This window comes from Aminobacter sp. P4_H6_2 (genome assembly GCF_056400805.1).
Genome location: NZ_JBFUKO010000186.1, coordinates 1 through 8,743, shown reverse-complemented (window position 1 = coordinate 8,743; position 8,743 = coordinate 1). Strand labels below are relative to the sequence as shown.

At 62.4% G+C, this 8,743-nt stretch carries 12 protein-coding genes; 5 read left to right on the top strand and 7 right to left on the bottom strand.

Annotation, left to right across the window (positions count from 1 at the left end; translation table 11 throughout):
• The first annotated feature begins 115 nt into the window (after window positions 1-115).
• On the top strand, window positions 116-1,009 hold the full coding sequence (locus AC1DUU_RS15055) for a cation diffusion facilitator family transporter (RefSeq protein ID WP_476784215.1): 894 nt from the start codon (window positions 116-118) through the stop codon (window positions 1,007-1,009).
• Between the two features lie 113 nt (window positions 1,010-1,122).
• Window positions 1,123-1,665: a hypothetical protein gene (locus tag AC1DUU_RS15050; RefSeq protein ID WP_476784214.1), complete on the top strand. Its 543-nt coding sequence runs from the start codon at window positions 1,123-1,125 to the stop codon at window positions 1,663-1,665.
• Window positions 1,666-1,678: 13 nt separating this feature from the next.
• Here AC1DUU_RS15050 and AC1DUU_RS15045 read toward each other — a convergent pair whose 3' ends face one another.
• The 5 genes from AC1DUU_RS15045 to purM form a co-directional block, all read right to left on the bottom strand.
• On the bottom strand, window positions 1,679-2,071 hold the full coding sequence (locus AC1DUU_RS15045; protein WP_476784213.1) for a tautomerase family protein: 393 nt from the start codon (window positions 2,069-2,071) through the stop codon (window positions 1,679-1,681).
• Window positions 2,072-2,112: 41 nt separating this feature from the next.
• Window positions 2,113-2,529, bottom strand: a complete 417-nt coding sequence (locus tag AC1DUU_RS15040) for a MarR family winged helix-turn-helix transcriptional regulator (protein WP_476784212.1) — start codon at window positions 2,527-2,529, stop codon at window positions 2,113-2,115.
• A gap of 73 nt (window positions 2,530-2,602) precedes the next feature.
• Window positions 2,603-3,130: a SixA phosphatase family protein gene (locus AC1DUU_RS15035; protein ID WP_476784211.1), complete on the bottom strand. Its 528-nt coding sequence runs from the start codon at window positions 3,128-3,130 to the stop codon at window positions 2,603-2,605.
• 13 nt (window positions 3,131-3,143) lie between these two features.
• Entirely contained in the window at window positions 3,144-3,851 is a 708-nt protein-coding gene (gene purN, locus AC1DUU_RS15030; RefSeq protein WP_476784210.1) for a phosphoribosylglycinamide formyltransferase, read from the bottom strand.
• Window positions 3,848-4,912 carry a phosphoribosylformylglycinamidine cyclo-ligase gene (gene purM, locus AC1DUU_RS15025; protein ID WP_476784209.1) on the bottom strand — a complete coding sequence of 355 codons (1,065 nt, stop codon included), beginning with the start codon at window positions 4,910-4,912 and terminating at the stop codon, window positions 3,848-3,850. The genes purN and purM overlap by 4 nt, the downstream gene beginning before the upstream one ends.
• A gap of 210 nt (window positions 4,913-5,122) precedes the next feature.
• Here purM and AC1DUU_RS15020 point away from each other — a divergent pair, with 210 nt between their 5' ends.
• Genes AC1DUU_RS15020 through hdaA form a run of 3 tightly spaced genes read left to right on the top strand, consistent with a single transcriptional unit; the run spans window position 5,123 to window position 7,522 of the window.
• The gene (locus tag AC1DUU_RS15020; protein ID WP_476784208.1) at window positions 5,123-5,680 is read left to right on the top strand and encodes a CDP-alcohol phosphatidyltransferase family protein; all 558 of its coding nucleotides are present in this window, start codon (window positions 5,123-5,125) and stop codon (window positions 5,678-5,680) included.
• On the top strand, window positions 5,652-6,818 hold the full coding sequence (locus AC1DUU_RS15015) for an AI-2E family transporter (protein ID WP_476784207.1): 1,167 nt from the start codon (window positions 5,652-5,654) through the stop codon (window positions 6,816-6,818). Before AC1DUU_RS15020 ends, AC1DUU_RS15015 begins: the two co-directional genes overlap by 29 nt.
• Window positions 6,819-6,820: 2 nt before the next feature.
• Entirely contained in the window at window positions 6,821-7,522 is a 702-nt protein-coding gene (gene hdaA / locus AC1DUU_RS15010) for a DnaA regulatory inactivator HdaA (protein ID WP_476784206.1), read from the top strand.
• A gap of 3 nt (window positions 7,523-7,525) precedes the next feature.
• Here the strand turns inward: hdaA and AC1DUU_RS15005 are convergent, their stop codons facing one another.
• Window positions 7,526-7,804 carry a hypothetical protein gene (locus AC1DUU_RS15005; RefSeq protein ID WP_476784205.1) on the bottom strand — a complete coding sequence of 93 codons (279 nt, stop codon included), beginning with the start codon at window positions 7,802-7,804 and terminating at the stop codon, window positions 7,526-7,528.
• A gap of 68 nt (window positions 7,805-7,872) precedes the next feature.
• Window positions 7,873-8,743 (bottom strand): helix-turn-helix transcriptional regulator (locus AC1DUU_RS15000; protein ID WP_476784204.1); only part of this gene is annotated, 871 nt, incomplete at its 5' end.

Sequence of the window (8,743 nt, the reverse complement as noted above, 5' to 3'; positions counted from 1 at the left end):
GTCCTGACTGGTGCCGATGCGCCGGCACCTTATGGCGGTGCCGCCGTCCACGACAACAAGGTCTGGATCAGACCCGCCGCCTGATATCTGGCGAGACAATCAACTTGAGGGCACCATGAGCGGCGACCATGCGCACGGCGACATCGAAAACACCCCGGTCTCGCGGCTGTGGATGGCGTTCGGCCTGACCGCCACTTTCACTGTCGCGGAGGCCGTCGGCGGCTTCGTCACCGGCAGCTTGGCGCTGATCTCCGATGCCACGCACATGCTGACCGACTCCATGGCGCTGGCGATCGCGCTTGTGGCGATCAATGTCGGTCGCCGCCCGGCTGATCTTCTGCGCACCTACGGTTATGCCCGTTTCGAGATTTTGGCTGCGRCATTCAACGCGCTGCTGTTGCTCGCGGTTGCTTTCTACATCCTGTACGAGGCCTATGTCAGGCTATCTGTGCCACAGGAAATTCAGTCGATTGGCATGCTGGGCATCGCCGTCATCGGCCTGCTGGTCAATCTGACCTCGATGCGCCTGTTGGCCGGTCACAAGGACGGCAGCCTCAACGTGAAGGGCGCTTATCTCGAAGTCTGGGCCGACATGCTCGGCTCCCTCGGCGTCATTGTCGGTGCGGTGGTCATCTGGCTTACCGGCTGGCAATGGGTCGATTCGCTGCTGGCGGTCGGCATCGGCTTCATGGTCTTCCCGCGCACCTGGATACTGCTCAAGGAATGCATCAACATCCTGCTCGAAGGTGTTCCCCCTGGTATGGACCTCGCCGAGGTCGAAAACGCCATCGCAACGGTGCCAGGCGTGGCCTCGGTGCACGACCTGCATTTGTGGGCGATCACTCAAAGCAAGGCGTCGCTGACCGCGCATACGGTTCTCGATGAGGGCGCTGACGCCGAGATCGTGCGCCAGGCGATCGAAGCGCGTCTGCAGGAGAAATTCGACCTGCACCACACCACGCTGCAGATGGAACGCGAAAACTGCGCGCCCTTGGAGCGCATTCACTGACGCACCCTGCGTCACGCTGTCTTTTCAGCGGTTTGTCCTTTTATCTCTAACAACTCGTCCTATGTGTGCTCGGCCGATGATTCGTCGGCGCTGAACCAATTCGGAGACGGTCGATGGGCGAACAGGGCTTCAATAAGCACAAGGGGCGCGAAAAGGGCCATGGCGGCCAGCTCGGTGAGGTCATGAAGGCCATCAACGCCTGGCAAGGCGACAAGGCGGCTGACGGTCGCCGTGGTGCCGAGAAGTGGGGCTCCAGCGAACACGGAAGCCAAGCATTCGGCCGTGATGGTTCCGCGAAGGTCGAGCGCCGTTCGCGGATGCCGAAGTTCAGCATGGCGGTGGCATTGATCGTGCTTGTGTTGTGGTCGCTGTTTGCCTGGGTCGGCTACAGCCTCGTCGACAGCATTCTTGCCTGGACGTCAACCAATGTCGACGCGATCGTGCAAACCGGCAAGGATGCCGCGACGGCGACCGGCATCGGAACCGAGGTCGTCAGCGCGTTCGACAGCTCGCAGACCACCGGCTTTCTCGGCGGATTGGTTGGCCTGGTCGGTGTCGTCCTGCGTCCGCTGATCGTCGTCGTGTGGTTGTGTGGCGCTGTACTCATCCTCGCAGCGCCCTGGCTGGTGTCGCTGTTGCGTCGTAAGTTCCGATAGGTGGCTTCCGCTATCAGGAATGGTGATAGCGGAACTCCTGGGTCTTGCCGCCATAACCATAGGCAGCGGCCTTGACGTCGTGCACGTGGATGTAGCTCTCTTCATGAATGTCGCCGAGGATCTTCGCTAATCCATCGAAGACTGCCTGGATGTAGCGGTTCTTCTCATCCTTGGTGTTGGTTTCGTCGGTTACCTTGATCTCCAGCGCAAAGCTTGACTTGCCGTGCTGCTGAAGGGACCGGCCGGCGATGATCCAGTCGCGCGGATCGACATAGATGATGGCAATTGCCGTCACCTCAGGCTTCTTGCCGAGGATGTTGCTGGTGTGTTCGGCCAGCATCGCCGCTACGTCGCCGGTCAGCGTGTCGCTGCGCTGCGCGGCAATCTTGACGGTGAGAATAGGCATGCTCTTCTCCATTGGTTAGATATGCAACTATCGTGACTGGGTCATTCCAGCTTTGACGCGATTGCCTTGGCCTGCTCGACGAAACCGGCAAAGACCGTCTCGCCAAAGAGGGCTGTCAGGTGCGCGGTGGTCGCTCCGCTTGCTGCGTTCACCGCATCCTTGATGGACAGGGCCTCGGCGGTCGGAGTGATCGCGGATTCGCGTTTGTCGCGCGTGGACTTGTTGCGGACGATCAGGCCCTTGCCTTCCAGCCCGTCAAGGCCGCGCGTCGCAGTCGCTCGCGCGATCTTCAGTTCGTCGGCAAGCTCGCTTTGCAGCAGGCCCGGCCGCGCCAGAACGGCCCGCAACATGAACCCTTGTGGAGGAGTCAGGTCGAACGGGGCAAAGGCCGTCGACCAGATGCGCTCGAGCTGTCGCGCAAGGGCTGTGGTGTTGAAGTAGATGCAATGGTCGAACATAGGGTAGAAGATAACAGGAATAATTGTATATGCAACTATCTTGCTTCCGCCACTACGGGCAAAGCCATCCGGCTCAATCCAGGTCCTTTGGCCTGAAACAGTGGGTGAGGCGGGCCGCACCGGCGCGCAGTTCGCCCCAATCGCCGTCGAACTCGAAGCGGGCAAGCGCGGCACTTGGGAATTTTTCCTCAAGCAGATGAAGCGCCTCGCCATTCGAACCGGGGCCGACGAGCTGCAGGGCAAATGTCTCGAGCCCCGGATTATGGCCGATGATCAGCAATGTGGCGATGTCCCTGGACGTCGTCCTTGCGGCATTGAAAAGGTCATTGGCCGAAGCCCCGTAGAGGCTTTCCAGAAACACAACCTTGGGCCGAGGTTTCGGCCAGCTCGCTGATGCGACCTGCCAGGTTTCGCGGGTGCGCGCCGCTGGCGAAACAAGAGCGAGATCGGGAAGCCAGCCGCGTTGAGCGATCTCCGTGCCCATGCGCGGCGCGGCTTTCTGGCCGCGCGGCGACAATGGCCGGTCGAAGTCGGCAAGTTCGGGCGTGTCCCAGCTCGACTTGGCATGGCGCAGAAGCAGCAATTGCCTGGTCTTCGCCATGCCGGCCTCCCGGTCAGGGGGTGATGCGCGCCAGTTGCTCGAGATCGATCTCATCGCGCGCCGGGTTGGGCGCGGCAATTTCGTCTTGGCCGATCGTATCGTGGAAACCGGAATAGGCGGTGCGGCCGCCTTCCATCCGTACCTTACCCTCGGCAAACAGCTTGAGGGCGAGGGGATATAGCCGGTGCTCGGCCTTAAGCACGCGTGCGGAAAGCGTCGGCTCGTCGTCGTCGATCAGAACGGGCACTGCGGCCTGGGCGATGATCGGACCGTCATCCATGGCGGGCGTGACGAAATGCACGGTGCAGCCATGCACGCGAATTCCGGCGTTAAGCGCGCGGCTGTGGGTGTCGAGGCCCTTGAAGGACGGCAGCAGAGCTGGATGGATGTTGATCATCTTACCTTGCCACTTCTCGACGAAGCCGCTGGTCAACAGCCGCATGTAGCCGGCAAGGGCGACGATCTCGGCGCCGAAGGTGGCAAGGGCTGCGTCGATCGCGGCATCATGCGCGTCCTTGCTGGCATAGTCGCTGCGCGCCACCACCTTGGTGGCGATGCCGCGGCTGGCCGCGATGCCCAGGCCCGCAGCGTTGGCCTTGTCGGAGATGACGCCGACGATCTCGGCCGGGAAGGCCGGGTCGGCGGCGACATCGATCAGGGCCGCCATGTTCGAGCCACGGCCTGAGATCAGGATGACGGTGCGTTTGCGAGGCGTGCTCATAGCGACAGCGAACCGCGATAGATGACGCCGGTGTCGCGGCGCGGCACGATGCGGCCGATCGGCGTGACCGTCTCGCCAGCTTCCTGCAGTACGGCGGCGACCTGCGCTGCCTGACTGTCGGCAACCACTGCGATCATGCCGATGCCGCAGTTGAAGGTGCGCATCATTTCCTCGGGCGCAACACCACCGGTCGCGGCGAGCCAGGAGAAGACGCGCGGCACGTCGATGGCGGAAAGATCGAGCTCGGCGGAGAATTCCTTGGGCAGTACCCTTGGGATGTTTTCGGGGAAACCGCCGCCCGTGATGTGGGCCAGCGCCTTGATTCCGTGAGTTTCGCGGATCGCCTTGAGCAGCGACTTCACATAGATGCGCGTCGGCTCGAGCAGCGCTTCGGCGAGCGTCGGACCGTCGGCGAAGGGCGCGCGGTCGCTCCATTTGAGACCTGATGTTTCAACGACTCGGCGCACCAGCGAATAGCCGTTGGAATGCACGCCCGAAGACGCGAGGCCGAGCAGCACGTCGCCTTCAACAACATCGTCGGTGGGCAGAAGCTGGCCGCGYTCGGCGGCRCCGACSGCAAATCCGGMGAGGTCGTAATCGTTGCCRTGATACATGCCSGGCATTTCRGCGGTCTCRCCGCCGATGAGGGCGCAGCCGGCCTGGCGGCAGCCTTCGGCGATACCTSAGACRATSKCGGCSCCCTGGTYGGGGTCGAGCTTGCCGGTGGCGAAATAGTCGAGGAASARCAGCGGYTCGGCRCCCTGCACGACGATGTCGTTGACGCACATGGCCACGAGGTCGATGCCGATCGTGTCGTGCTTGCCGGCGTCGATGGCGATCTTGAGCTTGGTGCCGACGCCGTCATTGGCTGCGACCAGGATCGGATCGGTGAAGCCAGCGGCCTTGAGGTCGAACAATCCGCCGAAGCCGCCGATCTCGCCATCCGCGCCTGGCCGGCGCGTCGAGCGCACCAGCGGCTTGATCTTCTCGACCATCAGGTTTCCGGCGTCGATGTCGACGCCCGCCTGCGCATAGGTGAGACCGTTCTTGCCTTCGCTCATCGTCAAGTCCTGATGCCGTGCGCTTTTGGGCGCTATTCGCATGAACGGCCCTTCCCCGCAAGCGAGACAGGCCGGATGCAGCGTAATCAGCCTGCCAAAGCAGTGGACAGGGCCACATTCCGGCCCATCCCTTGCGGAGGTGCCAAGTCTCGCCCATGTATCGGGAAAAGACAAAGAGTATCGGCAAAAGACAAGGGGGGGACGCCGGTTGTGACTATTCCGAACATGATCACGATCATGCGCCTGGTGCTCGTGCCATGCGTGATCTACGCCATGTTGTCGGGGGGATGGGATTGGGCCTTCGCCGGTTTCGTCATCGCCGGCGTCTCGGATGGGATCGACGGTTTCATCGCTCGCCATTTCAACCAGCGTTCCGAACTCGGCGCCTATCTTGACCCGATGGCAGACAAGCTGCTGCTGGTCAGCGTCTTTGTCGTGCTCGGCATCATGGGGCATTTGCCGCTATGGCTCGTGATGCTGGCGGTTTCGCGTGACGCTTTGATCATCGGTGCGGTGCTGCTGTCGACGGTGATGGGCAATCCGGTTGTGGTGAAGCCGCTGATGGTGTCCAAGGTGAACACCGCCATGCAGATCATCCTGGCGGCGATCGTACTGGCCGAGCTAGCTTTCACGCTCGACTTGGGCCCGGTTCGCCCGGCGTCGATAATACTGTCCGGCCTCTTGACCGTCGCTTCCGCGGCAGCCTATCTCGTGGCTTGGCTGAGGCACATGAGCGGTAATGGCGAAGGCGAAACTCCCAACCGATAACGAGGCGGCCGAAGAAGCCGCTTCGGCGGCATTCCGCAAGCAGATACGCTTCTGGCTGATCACAGCCCTTCTGTTCGCCGCGTTTCTTTATTTGTTCAGCAACATCCTGCTGCCCTTCGTGGCGGGCATGGCGCTGGCCTATTTCCTCGACCCGGTCGCCGACCGGCTACAACGGCTCGGCCTGTCGCGAGTCATGGCGACGGTGGTGATCCTCATCTGCTTCATCGTGCTTTTGACTTTGGCGCTGGTAGTGCTGATCCCGGTGCTGGCCTCGCAGATGGCGGACTTCGCCGCCAAGGTGCCTGGTTATATCGAAAAGCTGCAGCAGCTGGTCACCAATTTCGACCCGCAATGGCTGGAGCAGCGCTTTGGCGTCGATGCGGCCGGCCTGCGCGAAGGGCTCAACTCGCTGCTGAGCACCGGCTTCGGCTTTCTGTCGACAGTGTTCCAGTCGATCTGGAGCTCGGGCGTGGCGCTGTTTTCCATCGCCAGCCTGTTCATCATCACGCCGGTCGTCGCCTTTTACATGCTGCTCGACTGGGACCGCATGGTGTCAGTCGTCGACAGCTGGGTGCCGCGCGACCATGTCGAGACGGTGCGCCAGCTTGCCACCGACATCAATGCGGCGACTGCGGGCTTCGTGCGCGGGCAAGGCACGCTCTGCCTTGTGCTCGGCGTGATGTATGCGATCGGCCTGACGCTGACCGGACTGAATTTCGGCGTGCTCATCGGCCTGTTTGCTGGCCTCATCAGCTTCATTCCTTATGTCGGCTCCATGGTCGGGCTGGTGTTGTCGGTCGGCGTGGCTTTCGTCCAGTTCTGGCCGGACTGGACGATGGTGGTGGCCGTGGCCGCCGTCTTCTTCGTCGGTCAGTTCATCGAGGGCAACATTTTGCAGCCGCGCCTGGTCGGCAAGAGCGTGGGTCTGCATCCAGTGTGGCTGATGTTTGCTCTGTTTGCCTTCGGTGCGCTGTTCGGCTTTGTCGGCCTGCTGGTGGCCGTGCCAGCTGCTGCGGCTGTCGCTGTTCTGGTCCGGTTTGCTATCTCACGCTATCTTGAGTCGCCGCTCTACTATGGCCATGCGGTGCGCCCGCCCGCCGATCCCCGCAATACGGGCGGCGCAAGTTCGGAAAAATGACCGTGACGCGCGAGCCTTTCAAACCGCGCCAATTGCCGCTCGACCTGGGCCATTCGCCAGGGCTTACGCGCGACGATCTGGTCGTGTCGCAGGCCAATCAGCAGGCAGCGGCCCTGATCGACCGCTGGCCGGAGTGGCCGGCGCCTGTGGTGCTGCTCGCAGGCCCGGCAGGATCGGGCAAGTCGCATCTCGCTGCGATCTGGCGCGACTATGCCGGCGCGATCGAGCTCAGCCCGTCCGACATTTCCGCCCATTTGGGCGATATCGGTACCGTACCGGTGCTGATCGACGATGCCGATCAGGGCAGGCTCGACCAGGAAGGCTTGTTTCACCTTATCAACACGGTGCGCGGGGCCGGCTCACATCTGCTGCTCACCGCGCGCAGCTTTCCTACCGCCTGGGGTGTGACGTTGCCTGATCTTGCCTCGCGGCTGAAGGCTGCGGCGACTGTCGAGATCGAGGAGCCCGACGACATTCTGCTTGCCGGCGTCATCACCAAACTCTTCGCCGACCGTCAGGTCGAGGTTGAGCCGCATGTGGTGCAGTTCCTGGTTCGCCGCATCGAACGCTCGCTGTCGACCGCCATCCACGTCGTCGATCGCCTCGACCGTGCCGCGCTCGAACAAAAGACCCGCATCACCCGAGCCCTTGCCGCCGAGACGATCGGTGCGCTCGACGCCGGGCAGGGCGAACTGGAACTCTGAGCTTCAGGCCAGTCGCGAATAAAGTGCCTTTGCTGCAAGCAGCACGCCAAGAATCGTTGCATTGGAGGCAAAGCCGACGACCACCGCGGTGGCGGTGCTGTGACCATCTGCCGACCCAAGGCTGAGCGGGATCAACACGGCAACGAAGAYGATGCCAAGCGCAATCGGAATCCAACGATTGAGCACCTGCGCGGTATTGGCCGCGGTGAGCACCAGCGCAATCAGCAGGCCGATGCGGAACGGATCGACAAGCTGCGCGAGATAGATATCGAGATATGGCACTGGCATTCCTCCCGAATTCAGATGTGCAGGTCACGCCCGAACTGTCCAGTAAGCCTATGGTCTAGCACTCAGCAGGACGCGCGTGGCAGCGTGACCCCGAGCAATAGCCGCACCAGTGACGACTGCTTGGAAACGCCCGATTTGGCGAAAATCGAGCGTAGATGTGATCGCACGGTTTCCCTGGCAATGCCGAAATCGACGCTGATGGCGTCGATCGATCGGCCGTCGGCGAGAGCGGATGCAATCCGCGCTTCGCTCGGCGTCAGGTCGAACAGCGCCTGAAGCACATTGGCCGATGGCGCGCCCGGTCCGGGCAAGGGCATGATGACGAGGATGCAATGAATGCGGCTGAACAGGTCATGTGCTGAACCGCGGACCGGTAACAGATGCACGACACTTGATGGCCTGCCGTTCTCTCCAGTGATCGGAAACGACTGCACGATACCGCCCCTGGCGCCGCCGGCGAGCGCCGACAGCGCGCTTTCAAGCAGGGCGTCGGCTTTCTTGTCGGTGATCTTGGCGCGGCCTGAACAATCCTGGACGGTGGCCGGTATCAGCGTGTCCATCAGCCCGTTGCAGGCCAGCAATTGCCCGCGCCCGCCTAAAACCGCGGCCGGCAGCCCGAGCGCCTCCAGTGCGTCGGCACCGGCACGGGCCTTTTCGAGACCGATTCGGGCGCTGACCATCGCGGCGCGTGCAAGATGCGGACGCATGCGGTCGAGTGCATCGACATAGTCCCGCTCGAAGGGACCCCGCTCTGTCTTCCGTTCGAGATTGAAAGACAGCACATCGCCGGTCGGGATCGGGATATGGGTGCCTGCTGCCCAGCCGATTCCCCGGGGATGAAGGAAATCGCGATAGATCGGTTCCGTTTCCAGCTCTTGCTCGGTGAAGGCATCGAGATCGGTGATGAAACCGGGATAGGCCAGGGCCTCCGCG

Excerpts from the sequence above, each read along its gene's own strand:
- AC1DUU_RS15050 (WP_476784214.1), top strand. The coding sequence starts at position 1,123 with ATGGGCGAACAGGGCTTCAATAAGCACAAGGGGCGCGAAAAGGGCCAT.
- AC1DUU_RS15045 (WP_476784213.1), bottom strand. The coding sequence starts at position 2,071 with ATGCCTATTCTCACCGTCAAGATTGCCGCGCAGCGCAGCGACACGCTG.
- AC1DUU_RS15040 (WP_476784212.1), bottom strand. The coding sequence starts at position 2,529 with ATGTTCGACCATTGCATCTACTTCAACACCACAGCCCTTGCGCGACAG.
- AC1DUU_RS15035 (WP_476784211.1), bottom strand. The coding sequence starts at position 3,130 with ATGGCGAAGACCAGGCAATTGCTGCTTCTGCGCCATGCCAAGTCGAGC.
- purN (WP_476784210.1), bottom strand. The coding sequence starts at position 3,851 with ATGAGCACGCCTCGCAAACGCACCGTCATCCTGATCTCAGGCCGTGGC.
- AC1DUU_RS15015 (WP_476784207.1), top strand. The coding sequence starts at position 5,652 with ATGGCGAAGGCGAAACTCCCAACCGATAACGAGGCGGCCGAAGAAGCC.